Origin of the sequence: Paraburkholderia franconis (assembly GCF_009362735.1) — a bacterium.
In the GTDB taxonomy this organism is placed as follows: Bacteria; Pseudomonadota; Gammaproteobacteria; order Burkholderiales; family Burkholderiaceae; genus Paraburkholderia; species Paraburkholderia franconis.
Window position 1 is genome coordinate 30,938 of record NZ_WHNP01000012.1, and the last position, 13,340, is coordinate 44,277.

A 13,340-nucleotide genomic window follows, 5' to 3' on the forward strand; every position below is an offset into this window, starting at 1 on the left:
ACGTTGCCCGATATAAAACGTATTCCATGGAGACAGACATGAGCAGCAGAAGCACTTCTTTCATTGCGCCGCTGGTCGCGCTGTGCGCGGCGACGCTGGTGTCCGCGCCCGTCCTTGCCGCGGACCCGATCGTATTCACGAGCTGGGGCGGCACCACGCAATCTTCGCAACAGAAGAACTGGGCGCAGCCGTTCACGCAGGCGACGGGCATCAACGTGCTGATGGACGGCCCGACCGACTACGGCAAGCTGAAGGCGATGGTCGATAGCGGCAACGTGAACTGGGACGTCGTCGATGTCGAAGGCGACTTCGCGTACGCCGCGCAGCAGGCAGGACTGATCGAGCCGATCGACTATTCCGTCGTGAAGAAGGACGAGCTCGACCCGCGCTTCGCGACGCAGGCCGCAGTGGGCAGCTTCTATTATTCGTTCGTGCTCGGCTACAACAAGGCGAAGTACGCGGGCGCGCAGCCGTCCACGTGGGCCGATCTGTTCGACACGAAGAAATTCCCCGGCAAGCGCACGCTCTACAAATGGTCGGCGCCCGGCGTGCTCGAAATCGCGCTGCTCGCCGATGGCGTGCCGCCGAACAAGCTCTATCCGCTCGATCTCGACCGCGCGTTCAAGAAGCTCGATACGATCAAGAGCCAGATCGTCTGGTGGAGCGGCGGCGCGCAATCGCAGCAATTGCTCGCATCGGGCGAAGCGCCCATCGGCATGTTCTGGAACGGTCGCCTGCATGCGCTCGAACAGACGGGCGTGCCTGTCGGCATTTCATGGAACCAGAACCTGACGGCCGCCGACATGCTCGTGATCCCGAAGGGCGCGAAGCACAAAGCCGAGGCGATGAAGTACCTCGCCGCCGCGACCAGCCCGCAGGCGCAGGCGAAGTTCGCAACCGACACTGGCTACGCGCCGATCAACGTCAAATCGGCCGCGCTGATGTCGCCCGCGATCGCGAAGACGCTGCCCGATCAGTACAAGTCTTCGCAGATCAATCTCGACATGAAGTACTGGGCCGAGAACCGCGACGCCATCGCGAAGCGCTGGTACGCGTGGCAGTCGAAATAAGCGCGCTTTGCGTGAGCGTCGACATGAACGTCGACATGAGCGCCGCATAGTCATCGGAGTGGATGAGACACCATGCCTAATGTTCTGAGTACCGTCGCGCATCCGCCCGCGACGGCCACGCGCCGGCGGCGCGACTGGCGCAGCATCCGCCTGCTCGTGCCCGCGCTGTTGCTGCTCGTGATCTTCTTTCTGCTGCCGGTGCTGTCGCTGCTGTTGCGCAGTGTGATCGAGCCGACGCCGGGGCTGCACAACTACGAGCAACTGCTCGGCTCGACGACCTATCTGCGCGTATTCGGCAACACCTTCCTGGTCGCGACAGTCGTGACGGTCGTGACGCTCGCGATCGGCTTTCCGACTGCGTGGCTGCTCGCCATCGCGCCGCGCAAGCTGAGTTCTTTTTTATTCGCGATCCTGCTGCTGTCGATGTGGACCAATCTGCTTGCGCGCACATTCGCATGGATGGTGCTGCTGCAGCAGACGGGGCCGATCAACCGCATGCTGATGGCGCTCGGCATCATCAGCGAGCCGCTGACGCTCGTGAACAACCTCGTCGGCGTGACGGTCGGCATGACGTACATCATGCTGCCGTTTCTCGTGATGCCGCTGCACGCGACGCTGCGCAGCATCGACGCTTCGACGCTGCGCGCCGCGGCGATCTGCGGTGCGAGCCGCTGGCAGGCGTTCTGGCGCGTGCTGGTGCCGCTCGCGATGCCGGGCGTCGCGTCCGGAGCGCTGATGGTGTTCGTGATGGCGCTCGGTTACTTCGTCACGCCTGCGCTGCTCGGCGGCCCGTCGTACATGATGCTCGCCGAACTCGTCGCGCAACTCGTGCAGGAACTGTTGAACTGGGGGCTCGCTGGCGCTGCTGCGTTCGTGCTGCTCGCCGTGACGCTCGCGCTGTATGCGTTGCAACTGCGCTTCACGGGCAGTGCGCGCGCAAGTATTGGAGGCCGCTGAGATGAAACAACCCCCACGCTCACTACGTTCGCTGCCCCCCGAGGGGGCGTCAGCCGTCCACGTCCGGCTCTGCAGAGCCGGACGGCTTCGCAGGCGCGGAGCGGTGCTCCGCGAATTCCCTGCTACGCCCCTTGGGGCTGCCCGGCGGGAGGACTGACATGCTGCTCGATTTCGACCGTCTAGGCTCGCTGCGCTGGATGCTGCTCGCCGTTGGCGCTGCCGTCGCACTCTTTCTTCTGCTGCCGATACTGTTCATCGTCGCGCTGTCGTTCGGCGATTCGCAGTGGCTCATCTTTCCGCCGCCGGGCTGGACGCTGGAGTGGTATCGCCAGCTGTTCACCGACGCGGGCTGGCTCGACTCGCTGCTGACGAGCGCCAAGCTCGCGGTGATCGTCACGGTGCTGTCCGTGCTGATCGGCTTTCTCGCGTCGCTTGCACTCGTGCGCGGCAAGTTTCGCGGACGCAACGCGGTGCAGGCGTTCTTTCTCACGCCGATGGTGCTGCCCGTCGTCGTGCTCGCCGTCGCGCTGTATGCGTTCTTCCTGCGCATCGGACTGAACGGCACAATCACGGGCTTCGTGATCGGCCATCTGATCATCGCGTTGCCGTTCTCGATCATTTCGATCAGCAACTCGCTCGCGAGCTTCGACACAGCGCTCGAAGATGCCGCGATGGTTTGCGGTGCGTCGCCGCTCGAAGTGAAGCTGCGCGTCACGCTGCCCGCGATACGGCTAGGGCTCTTCGCTGCCGCGATCTTCTCATTCCTTGCGTCGTGGGATGAAGTCGTGGTGTCGATCTTCATGGCGAGCCCGACGCTGCAGACGCTGCCCGTGCGTATCTGGGCGACGCTGCGACAAGATTTGACGCCCGTCGTCGCGGCGGCGTCTTCGTTACTCGTCGGCTTGACGACTGTATTGATGCTGGCGGGCGCCGTGCTGCGCCGCGCGCGATAACCGAGGTGAGAGACATGACTGCATTCCTGCAAATCCAGCGCCTGCGCAAAACGTACGACGATGTCGTCGCCATCGATCAGGTGTCGCTCGATGTGCGCAAGGGCGAGTTCATGACCTTTCTCGGGCCGTCCGGCTCGGGCAAGAGCACGACGCTCTATATCGTCGCGGGCTTCCAGGAGCCGAGCGAAGGGCGCGTGCTGCTCGACGGCAAGCCGCTGCTTTCCGTCGCGCCGAACAAGCGCAATATCGGCATGGTGTTTCAGCGCTATACGCTGTTTCCGCATCTGACCGTGGGCGAGAACGTCGCGTTTCCGTTGCGCGTGCGCCGCCGTCCCGATGCGGAAGTGAAGGCGAAAGTCGACAAGATGCTCGCACTCGTGCATCTGTCCGAGTGCCGCGACCGGATGCCCGCGCAACTGTCGGGCGGACAGCAGCAGCGCGTCGCGATTGCGCGCGCGCTCGCCTACGATCCGCCCGTGCTGCTGATGGACGAGCCGCTTTCCGCGCTCGATAAGAAGCTGCGTGAGGAAATCCAGCTTGAACTGCGCCGCATCCATCAGGAGACGGGCGTCACGATTCTCTATGTGACGCACGATCAGGAAGAGGCGCTGCGCCTGTCGGACCGCATCGCCGTGTTCAACAAGGGGCGCATCGAGCAGGTCGGCACGGGCGAGGAACTGTATGCGAACCCTGCGTCGCGCTTTGTCGCGAGCTTTATCGGCAATTCGAATTTCCTGCCGGTGCGCTTGAAGTCGAACAGCGATGGCGTGATGAACGGCGTGTTCCCGAATGGCCATGAAGTAGCGTCGGGTGCGTTCAATCCCGCGCTGACGCCGGGCGACGACGGCACGCTGATGATTCGCCCCGAGCAGATGCGCATCCGCTCGCTGCACGAAACGCGCAGCGCAAGCAGTGCGGCGGCTCTGCCCGTTACCGTGCGCGACATCACGTATCTCGGCGATGCGATGCATTACGCCGTTGCGACGCCGTGGCAGCAGGAGATTTCGATTCGCATGCCGGCGGGGCATCGCCATGACAGCGGCCTCGCGATCGGCACGCAGGCGCTCGTCGATTGGGATGCGCGCGATGTGCGTCTATTTGCTCACGCGTGACGGTTGCGATGAGTGACGCGCTGCCTTCGCTGAGAGTCGAACGCCGCACGACGACGTTGCGCGAACTCGCGCTGGAGAAGATGCGCACTGCGATTCTCGACGCGCATTTTCATCCGGGCGAGCGGCTCGTCGAGCGCGCGCTATGCGAGGAACTCGGCGTGAGCCGGACGGTAGTGCGCGAAGTATTGCGGCACCTGGAGACGGAAGGACTGGTGGACTCGATACCGAACCAGGGGCCGATCGTCGCGATACTCGATCTCGACACCACAGCGGAGATCTACGAAATACGTGCGTTGCTTGAGGGCGAGGCCGCGATGGCCTGTGCAAGGCACGCCGAGGAAAGCACGCTTGCGGAACTCGCGGCTTGCATCGACAAGATCCAGCACGCGTTCGATACGCAAGATCACCAAGCCGTGCGCGCATTCACGACGGCATTCTACGAGCGCATGTTCACTGGCGGGAGGAAGACGGTAGCGTGGGATATCGTGCAGTCGCTGACCGCGCGTATCAACAGGCTAAGAGCATTGACGATCGCATCCGACGATCGCGGGCGCCAGGCCGTTCAGGAAATGCGCCGGATGCTGGCCGCCATTCGAGCGCGCGAGCCGATGGAGGCGCGCGAGGCCGCGATTGCGCACGTCGAAAGAGTGGCCGAGATCGCGCGTCATTTGCTGTGCGAGGGGCAGGAAAAAGCGTCATGGAGGCGCGCGGGATAACTCATGGCGAGAAGGCGCGTTCGACTGAAGCCCAGGCGTCAGGCGAACGCCTCTTCGCGAAGCCGGAACTGCGCCACTGCATCGTTGAGCCGCGCGCTCTGCTCCTCCAGCGAGAGCGCCACGGCCGCCGCCTCCTCGACGAGCGCGGCATTGCGCTGCATCGTCTGCTCCATTTGCGTGACCGTGGTGTTCACCTGTTCGATGCCCGAAGACTGCTCATCGGACGCGATGCTGATTTCACTCATGATCGTATTGACGCGCTCGACGGCGACGACGAGCTCGCCCATCGTCGAGCCCGCCAGCGCGACGAGGCCGCTGCCGTCGTCGACGCGCCGCGCCGAATCGCCGATCAGCTCCTTGATTTCTTTCGCCGCCGACGCGCAGCGCTGCGCGAGTCCGCGAACCTCGGTCGCGACGACCGCGAAGCCGCGTCCCTGCTCGCCTGCGCGCGCGGCTTCGACGGCCGCGTTCAATGCGAGGATGTTCGTCTGGAACGCAATGCTCTCGATGACCCCGACGATGCCCGAGATTCGCGCGGAGCTCTCGGAGATCGCGGACATCGTTTCGACGACGCGCTGCATCGTCTCTCCGCCACGCGACGCAATGTCGGCGGCGCCCTCGACGTAGGTACGTGCATCGCGAGCGTTGTCCGCATTCTGGCGCACGGCAGCGGTCAACTGCTCCACGCTCGCTGCGGCCTGCTGTAGCGACACGGCCTGCTGCTCGGTGCGCGCGGACAGGTCGACGTTGCCGCTCGCAATCGCGCGAACGTCGCCGACGATCGTCTCGGTGCTCGAGCGCACCTGCATCACGGTGTCGACGAGGCCCGCCTGCATTTGCTTGAGCGCGTTCAGCAGATAGGCCATTTCGTTTTTGCGGGAAATAACGACAGTGCCCGTCAGGTCGCCTTTCGCGATCTTTTCGAAGTGATCGACGGCCAGATCGATCGGCTCGACGATCGCCTTCGCAAGCGCGCGCTGCGCAAAGATGCCGACGACGAGCGCGAGCGCGGCCACCGCGCTCATCGCCCAGACGACCTGGTGGAAACGCGTGGCGGCCGCGTCGTAGCGGGCCTTTTCGCGTGCGACCTGGAACGCTTCGAGCGCGCCAATCGCGTTCTGGTACGCAGCGAACAGCGCGGGTGGCGCGTCACGCTGCGTGCTGAGGAAATTGAACGCGTCGTCGTGGTCGAGTTGGGACAGCGCCTTCAGGAAGACCTGATCGAGCAGCGCCTGGCGGTTGTGCTGGAGCGTGTCGAAGAGCGTTTGCTCGTCGGCGTCGCGCTGGTGCAGGCGGGAGTAGGCCGCCAGTTCGTCGTTGCTCTGCGCGAGGAGTGTGTGGACTTGCGCGATCTCCTCTTTGGCAGGCTTGCCGGCACTGATGATCTGCGCGACGTCGCTCAGGCGCTCGCGCAGGACGAGCATGCGCTCGGAGCTTGTCTTCAGGTGCAGCAGCGAAGCGGTGTCGTCGCGGTACATCGCCTCTAGCGAAGCATTGCCCACGTAGAGGCCAGCGATGCACGCACCGACCACCAGCACGAGCAACACGGTATAGCCGGCGATTGTCGCGACGAGTCCGCCGCGGATAGTCAGTTGTTTTCGCACGAGGGGTCCCCTGGCCGGTGGCCGGGCGCGGCCAGCGGCGGATGTGGTTTCCGGATCGCGAAAGACGAGCGCTGTCTCGCAACGCGTGGCGATCCTGGGTTGCGAACGAATTAACGACCGGGTGGATGGAAAGGTTTTGCGTGCAGGCGACGCGGATATGGCGGATTGCGACACACGTCGTATGGGACAAACCCAGAGCACTCAACTATCCTTACGCTTTCGACAGCGTCGGTGAAGGTGCCATGACGAGAGACAACAAGTTGCGACAGGTCGCGGCCGAATTCGGATTCGATCCGGACGAGGAAATCAAGACGGGAGGAAAGTACAGGCCTGTTTTGATCGATGGAAACGCGGCCTATATTGCTGGTCAGATTCCGCGAGTCGGAGACGTGGTGCGCTTCGTCGGCGTGGTGGGCGAATCGCTCTCGCTGGACGACGGGCGTCGCGCCGCGGGGACTTCGACGCTCCGTGCGCTGTCTCTGATCAAGAAGCATTGCGGAACGCTCGACGCGATATCGGCGGTGCCGCGCATCACCGTTTTCGTGCGAAGCGCACCGGACTTCACGATGCAAAGCGAAGTCGCCGACGGCGCATCTGACGTCTTGTATGCGGTGCTTGGCGACGCGGGCATACACACTCGCACGTCTGTTGGCGTGTTGCAATTGCCAAAAGGCGCGTCGGTGGAAGTGGATTTTATTTTCAGCGTGCGGACTGTGTAGCCAGTTCGACAGAGCCGTTCGCACGACATGGACTGCGCTAAAGCAGCCCTCCGGGGGCTGCTTTGTTCTCTCGCGTCTTTGCATCAAGACATGTATCCGTCATGCGCATGCAGTCGATTGTTCCGGCATCAGGTATTCGCGCAGCAAGCGCTCCTTCTTGTTCGCTGCCGCCCGAACGTTACGCTCTTTGACGTGACCGAACCCGCGTATGTCGTCGGGCAGGTTAGCCAGTTGCAGCGCCACAGGAAGACGTCTGGCATCGAGCGTCGCGCGGAACTCATCGACGAGCGCGATGTATTGGGCGATCAGCTGACGCTCACCGCGCCGCTCAGCGGTTCGTCCGAACACATCGAGCGCCGTGCCGCGAAGTCCCTTCATCCGTGCGAGCACGCGAAAGACGGGCAGTATCCACGGGCCGAAGCGCTTCTTCTGCAAGTGACCATGCTCATCGCGCTTCGCGAGCAAAGGCGGCGCAAGATAAAAGCTCAGCTTGTAGTCGCGTCCCGGTACACCGTCGAACTGCTGACGCAGTTTCTCCATATAAGCGGGATCGGCGTAAAGACGAGCGACTTCGTATTCATCCTTGTAGGCCATGAGCTTCGCGAGATTCACAGCAACCGCTCGCGTAAGCGGCAGTTTCGAGTTGCCGGCAATCTCCGTTTCCTTTGCCCGAATCCCGTCGATCACGCGGCGATAGCTTCGCGCATACGCTTCGTTCTGGTAGGCGGTCAGCAACGCTTCTCGCGCCGCAATCAGCGTGTCGAGCGATTCGGGCATCTGCACGACGATACGCTGAGGCGCAACAGCCGGCTTGATCATCGCCTGAACGGCGGCATTGCCGTGATGCGCGACATGGCGTCCCCAGTTGAACGCCTGCCGATTCTTCTCGACCGAAACCCCATTGAGTTCGATCGCGCGCAGAAGACTCGCCAGTTCCAGCGGCAGCCAGCCCTTCTGCCATGCAAAGCCGAGCAGCAGCGGATTGCTGTAGATCGTGTCGCCGAGCAGCGTGAGCGCAAGCGCGTTGGCGTCGATGAACGCGCAGCCGTCTCCAATGCTCTCGCGTAGTTCGGCTTCCGTCTGCGTTCCCGGGAACGTCCACTTCGGGTTCTTGACGAAGTCCGCGGTCGGCGTCGCGCCGCTGTTGATCGCGGCGAACGTCACGCCATGCTGCGTGCGAGACACCACGTCGTTCGAAGCCGAAACAATAGCGTCGCAACCGATCACGAGCCGCGCTTCGCCTGTCGCAATACGCGTCGCGTGCAGCGCTTCGGGCGACGATGCGACCTGCACATGGCTGAGAACCGCGCCGCCTTTTTGCGCGAGACCGGCCATATCGAGCACGGTGACGCCTTTGCGTTCGATATGCGCCGCCATGCCGATCAATCCGCCAATCGTCACGACGCCCGTGCCGCCGACGCCCGTCACGAGAATGCCATACGGCCTCGCGAGCGCGGGCAACGATGGCAGCGGCAACGCATCGAAATCGGGCGTGCCGCTTGCCGTGTCGCCAGCGCGCGCGGCCTGAGGCTTGCGAAGCTGCGCGCCTTCAGCCGTCACGAAGCTCGGACAAAAACCCTTCACGCACGAAAAGTCCTTGTTGCATGACGACTGGTTGATCTTCCGCTTGGTGCCGAGCGGAGTATCGAGCGGCTCGACAGACAGGCAGTTGGACTGCACCGAGCAATCGCCGCACCCTTCGCAAACGGCATCGTTGATGAACGCGCGGCGCGCCGGATCGGGGTATGTGCCGCGTTTGCGGCGGCGCCGCTTTTCGGTCGCGCAGGTCTGGTCATAGATCAGCACGGTCGTGCCGGGCATGTCGCGCAACGTGCGCTGAACGGAGTCCAACTGATCGCGGTGGTGAACGTCGACACCCGCGGGCAGCACGATGCCCGAGTGATACTTCTCCGGCTCGTCGGTGACGATGACGATCCGCTTCGCGCCTTCCGCGTGGACCTGATGCGCGATCTGCGGCACCGTGAGCACGCCGTCGACAGGTTGACCACCCGTCATCGCGACGGCATCGTTATAGAGGATCTTGTACGTGACGTTCGCATTCGCCGCGATCGCCGCGCGGATCGCGAGCAGGCCCGAATGGAAGTAAGTGCCGTCGCCGAGATTGACGAATATGTGCTTGTCGCCGGAAAAGTGCATCTGTCCGAGCCACGCGACACCTTCGCCGCCCATCTGACTAAAGGTTTCCGTCTTGCGGTCCATCCACATCGACATGTAGTGGCAACCGATGCCCGCGAGCGCGCGCGAACCTTCGGGAACATTCGTCGATGTGTTGTGCGGGCAGCCGGAGCAGAACCACGGCTTTCGTTCGACAGACACGCGCGGCTTCGCGGCTTCGCGTTCTTTCGCTTCGATGATCGCAACGCGTGCGAGCATCCGCGCACGCACGTCCTCGGGCAAATTCGCGCGTGCAAGGCGGCGCGCAATGCCCTTGGCGATCAGCGCAGGCGAGAGCTCGTAATGCGCGGGCAGCAGCCAGTCGCCGCGCGGCACGGACCATTCGCCGCCTTCGTTGTCGCGCTCGTCGAACTTGCCGTAGATCTTCGGGCGAACATCCTCGCGCCAGTTATAAAGTTCTTCCTTCAACGCGTATTCGAGAATCTGGCGCTTTTCTTCGACGACCAGGATCTCTTCGAGCCCCGTCGCGAATGCGCGCGCGTCCTGCGCGTCGAGCGGCCACACGCAACCCACTTTCAACAGACGCAAGCCGATCTGCGCACACGTGTCGTCATCGAGGCCAAGGTCGCTCAGCGCCTGGCGTACATCGAGATAGGCCTTGCCCGCCGTGATGATGCCGAAGCGCGGCTTCGGCGAGTCGATGACGACGCGGTTCAGCTTGTTCGCGCGCACGTAGGCGAGGGCGGCATACCATTTCTCGTCCAGCAGCCGGGCTTCCTGCGCGAGCGGCGCATCGGGCCACCGGATGTTGAGGCCGCCAGCAGGCATCGTGTAGTCGGTCGGCGTGACGATCTCGACGCGATCCGGATCGAGATCGATCGACGCGGTGGATTCGATCACGTCCGTCACGCACTTCATCGCGACCCACAAGCCCGAGTAGCGGCTCATCGCCCATCCGTGCAGGCCGTAGTCCAGATATTCCTGCACGTTCGCCGGATAGAGCACGGGAATGCCTGCCGCGATGAACGCATGCTCGGACTGATGAGCGACGGAAGACGATTTGGCCGCGTGGTCGTCGCCTGCCAGCACGAGCACGCCGCCACGCGCGTCGCTGCCTGCGGAATTGGCGTGCTTGAACACATCGCCCGTGCGGTCGACGCCCGGCCCCTTGCCATACCACATGCCGAACACGCCGTCGCGCGTCGCGCCCGGCCACAGGTTGATCTGTTGCGTGCCCCATACGGACGTCGCGGCCAGATCCTCGTTGACGCCAGGCTGAAAGACGATGTCGTTTGCCTGCAGATGCTTTTTCGCTTTCCACAGCGACTGATCGAGCGCGCCGAGAGGCGAGCCGCGATAGCCCGAAATGAAGCCGGCCGTGTTCAGCCCCGCTTTCAGATCACGAGCCTTCTGCAGCATCGGAAGACGCACGAGCGCCTGCGTGCCGCTGATATATACACGGCCTTTTTCAAGCGTGTACTTGTCGTCGAGCGTCACAGGCGTGGCAGGCGTTTCGATAGCCAGTTCGGATTGGTCAGACGTAGCGGCTAGATCGGGTGCATTCATGGGGGCTGTCTCCGGCGGAATCGTGGTTTTTCCGCCGAGTATAGAAAGCCGGATTGCTATCGTAAAATCACAAATAGACAATTCTGGTATCCGAAAATCAGATGGCGTTCGATCTCACACTCCGGCAATTGCGCTACTTCGTGGCGGCGGCGCACACAGGCCAGTTCTCGATGGCGGCCGCCAACGAGCACGTGTCGCAATCGGCGATCACCAATGCTGTTCTCGCGCTGGAGAGTGGTCTCGGCACGCGCCTGTTCGAGCGGCTGCCGCAGGGCGTCGCGCTCACGCCGGATGGCCAGGACTTTTATAACCACGCGCGGCGCGTGCTGGACGCGGCGCGCGATGCCATCCACAAGCCGCCGTTCCGCTCGCACGACATGCGCGGCACCGTGCGGATCGCCGCGTCGTATACCGTGCTGGGCTACTTTCTGCCGGAACTGCTCGCACGTTTTCGCGCGACCTATCCGTTGATCGACTTCGATCTGCGTGACATGGAGCGAGCGGATATCGAAAGTGCGGTACTCGCTGGCGAGATCGAGATCGGCGTGGTGCTGCTTTCGAATGTCGAGAACCTCAACCGCTTCGGCAACCAGGTGCTGATCCGCTCGCGGCGACAGCTATGGGTCGCGCCGACGCACCCGCTCGCGCAACTCGATGCACCGTCGCTGAAGGACATTGCGGCGCATCCGTACATCCTGATTACAGTCGACGAAGGCGAGCAATCGACGCTGCGCTACTGGAAGAAGAAACGCATCGAGCCGAATATCGCGTTTCGCACGAGTTCGATGGAAGCGCTGCGCGGACTGGTTGCACACGGCTTTGGTGTGACCGTCCTCTCGGATATGGTTTTCCGTCCGTGGTCGCTCGAGGGCAAGCGTATCGAAGCACGTCCGATTCTGGATGCCGTTCCGCAAATGGATGCAGGCATGATCTGGTTGAAGGGCGCGCGACTGAGTGGACCAGCAACTGCGCTACAGCAGTTTCTGATCCACGCATGCGGCGGTTGAACGGTGACGCGCCGCTCAGTGTGAAATGCTTTCCAGCGATTTGCCGAGCGTTCGCGGACCCATCAGGCCGATAGCGACGATGACGAGCGCCATTGCGCCAGCGATGAAAACGAACACACCCGTCACGCCGAATTCCTTCAGCGTGAACGCGATGACGAAAGAACTGAACACGGCCGAGAGTCGGCTCCACGAATAGACGAAGCCCACTGCGCGTGCGCGGATCGCGGTCGGATAGAGTTCCTGCTGATACGTGTGATAGGTGAACGAGATGATGTTGCCGGCTAACGTGAGCAAAACACCGAGCGTCACGATCGCGACCGCCGACGCCACCTGGCTGAACAGCAGGCCGCTGACGATATTGAGCGCCGCCATGCAGACGATCACATGCTTGCGCTCGAAGCGATCCGCGATCCAGTAGCCGAGCAGCGGCCCGAGCGGCGCCGCAAGGCCGATGACCGTCGTGTACAGCAGGCTCGACGTCACCGTAATGCCCTGCTTGACGAGCAGAGTCGGCACCCAGTTCGCAAAGCCATAAAAACCGACCGTCTGGAAGATGTGGAAGAGGATGAGCATCACCGTGCGTTTGCGATACGGCGGTTTCCACATATCTGCGAAGCTGGCCTTGCGAGGCACGGGGTCGGACGGCCCCGGTTCGGGCAGCGGCTGTCCGTACTCGCTCGCGACTTTTTCTTCGAGACGGGAGAGGACTGCATCGGCTTCGTGAATTCGTCCCTTGCTCGCCAGCCAGCGCGGACTTTCCGGCAGGTTGCGCCGGAAGTACCAGATAAAGAGCGCGCTGATGCCGCCGAGCAACACGACCCATCGCCATCCGTCGACGCCGAACGGCGCGTTCGGCACGAGCAGATAAGAAAGAAACGCAACGACGGGCACGGCCGAGAAGCCGAGTGTCTGGCATATCGCGAAAGCCCTGCCACGCAGATGTTTCGGAGCAAGCTCGGACATGTAGGTGCCGATCGTTACCAGCTCGACGCCGATCCCCATGCCCGAAACGAAGCGCCAGAAATTCAGGCCGCTTGCGGAGTCCTGGAAGGCCATTACGGTGTTGGCCGCCACGTACCACAACAAGGACCACGTGAAGATCGCTCGGCGGCCGAAACGGTCGGCGAGAAAGCCGCATGCGACGGTGCCGAGAAAGAGTCCGCAAAAGAGCGCGGCAATGAAGCTCGCGACACCCGATGTACCGAACAGGCCTGACGTCGTCGACGTGAGAATGCCGCTCTTGACGAGGCCCGGCGCGACGTAGCCGGTAAAGAGAAGATCGTATAGCTCGAAGAAGAAGCCGAGGCTGAGCAACACGATCAGCTTCCAGACGGCGCGTGTTGCAGGCAGCCTGTCCAGACGTGCGGAAATTGCGCCTGTGTCGACGACGGAAGCTGCTTCGGCTAGCGCGGGATGATCCGCGGCGCGCAGTTGTGACGCGCCCTCCAGCATGGCCATGTTTGTCTCCAGTATCGTAGTTGTATGTGGTGCGAGCGAACC

The 13,340-nt window shown here is 62.9% G+C and carries 10 protein-coding genes; 7 read left to right on the forward strand and 3 right to left on the reverse strand.

Features of this window, described 5'->3' with window-relative positions:
- The first annotated feature begins 38 nt into the window (after nucleotides 1–38).
- From GCT13_RS15105 to GCT13_RS15125, 5 genes are all read left to right on the forward strand, one after another.
- Nucleotides 39–1,070 (forward strand): ABC transporter substrate-binding protein, encoded by a 1,032-nt coding sequence (locus GCT13_RS15105; protein WP_087738298.1) that lies wholly within the window; start codon nucleotides 39–41, stop codon nucleotides 1,068–1,070.
- A 72-nt stretch (nucleotides 1,071–1,142) separates the two neighbouring features.
- Nucleotides 1,143–2,027 (forward strand): ABC transporter permease, encoded by an 885-nt coding sequence (locus tag GCT13_RS15110; RefSeq protein ID WP_152759383.1) that lies wholly within the window; start codon nucleotides 1,143–1,145, stop codon nucleotides 2,025–2,027.
- 158 nt (nucleotides 2,028–2,185) lie between these two features.
- Nucleotides 2,186–2,980 carry an ABC transporter permease gene (locus tag GCT13_RS15115; protein ID WP_152759385.1) on the forward strand — a complete coding sequence of 265 codons (795 nt, stop codon included), beginning with the start codon at nucleotides 2,186–2,188 and terminating at the stop codon, nucleotides 2,978–2,980.
- A 14-nt stretch (nucleotides 2,981–2,994) separates the two neighbouring features.
- Complete coding sequence (locus GCT13_RS15120; RefSeq protein ID WP_152759387.1) at nucleotides 2,995–4,092, forward strand: ABC transporter ATP-binding protein; 1,098 nt, start codon at nucleotides 2,995–2,997, stop codon at nucleotides 4,090–4,092.
- Between the two features lie 8 nt (nucleotides 4,093–4,100).
- On the forward strand, nucleotides 4,101–4,808 hold the full coding sequence (locus GCT13_RS15125; RefSeq protein WP_152759389.1) for a GntR family transcriptional regulator: 708 nt from the start codon (nucleotides 4,101–4,103) through the stop codon (nucleotides 4,806–4,808).
- A 38-nt stretch (nucleotides 4,809–4,846) separates the two neighbouring features.
- Here GCT13_RS15125 and GCT13_RS15130 read toward each other — a convergent pair whose 3' ends face one another.
- Entirely contained in the window at nucleotides 4,847–6,412 is a 1,566-nt protein-coding gene (locus tag GCT13_RS15130; protein ID WP_321574368.1) for a methyl-accepting chemotaxis protein, read from the reverse strand.
- A gap of 242 nt (nucleotides 6,413–6,654) precedes the next feature.
- Here GCT13_RS15130 and GCT13_RS15135 point away from each other — a divergent pair, with 242 nt between their 5' ends.
- Entirely contained in the window at nucleotides 6,655–7,131 is a 477-nt protein-coding gene (locus GCT13_RS15135) for a RidA family protein (protein WP_152759391.1), read from the forward strand.
- A 99-nt stretch (nucleotides 7,132–7,230) separates the two neighbouring features.
- On the opposite strand, the gene GCT13_RS15140 is transcribed toward GCT13_RS15135, so the two are convergent.
- Complete coding sequence (locus tag GCT13_RS15140) at nucleotides 7,231–10,833, reverse strand: indolepyruvate ferredoxin oxidoreductase family protein (protein WP_152759393.1); 3,603 nt, start codon at nucleotides 10,831–10,833, stop codon at nucleotides 7,231–7,233.
- A gap of 101 nt (nucleotides 10,834–10,934) precedes the next feature.
- Here GCT13_RS15140 and GCT13_RS15145 point away from each other — a divergent pair, with 101 nt between their 5' ends.
- Nucleotides 10,935–11,840, forward strand: a complete 906-nt coding sequence (locus tag GCT13_RS15145; RefSeq protein WP_152759395.1) for a LysR family transcriptional regulator — start codon at nucleotides 10,935–10,937, stop codon at nucleotides 11,838–11,840.
- Nucleotides 11,841–11,855: 15 nt separating this feature from the next.
- Here GCT13_RS15145 and GCT13_RS15150 read toward each other — a convergent pair whose 3' ends face one another.
- Nucleotides 11,856–13,298 (reverse strand): MFS transporter, encoded by a 1,443-nt coding sequence (locus tag GCT13_RS15150; protein ID WP_152759397.1) that lies wholly within the window; start codon nucleotides 13,296–13,298, stop codon nucleotides 11,856–11,858.
- Nucleotides 13,299–13,340: the final 42 nt, after the last annotated feature.

What these genes read in the sequence shown, in the direction of transcription:
- GCT13_RS15105 (WP_087738298.1), top strand. Translation starts at nt 39, where the DNA reads ATGAGCAGCAGAAGCACTTCTTTCATTGCGCCGCTGGTCGCGCTGTGC.
- GCT13_RS15110 (WP_152759383.1), top strand. Translation starts at nt 1,143, where the DNA reads ATGCCTAATGTTCTGAGTACCGTCGCGCATCCGCCCGCGACGGCCACG.
- GCT13_RS15115 (WP_152759385.1), top strand. Translation starts at nt 2,186, where the DNA reads ATGCTGCTCGATTTCGACCGTCTAGGCTCGCTGCGCTGGATGCTGCTC.
- GCT13_RS15120 (WP_152759387.1), top strand. Translation starts at nt 2,995, where the DNA reads ATGACTGCATTCCTGCAAATCCAGCGCCTGCGCAAAACGTACGACGAT.
- GCT13_RS15125 (WP_152759389.1), top strand. Translation starts at nt 4,101, where the DNA reads ATGAGTGACGCGCTGCCTTCGCTGAGAGTCGAACGCCGCACGACGACG.
- GCT13_RS15135 (WP_152759391.1), top strand. Translation starts at nt 6,655, where the DNA reads ATGACGAGAGACAACAAGTTGCGACAGGTCGCGGCCGAATTCGGATTC.
- GCT13_RS15140 (WP_152759393.1), bottom strand. Translation starts at nt 10,833, where the DNA reads ATGAATGCACCCGATCTAGCCGCTACGTCTGACCAATCCGAACTGGCT.
- GCT13_RS15145 (WP_152759395.1), top strand. Translation starts at nt 10,935, where the DNA reads ATGGCGTTCGATCTCACACTCCGGCAATTGCGCTACTTCGTGGCGGCG.
- GCT13_RS15150 (WP_152759397.1), bottom strand. Translation starts at nt 13,298, where the DNA reads ATGGCCATGCTGGAGGGCGCGTCACAACTGCGCGCCGCGGATCATCCC.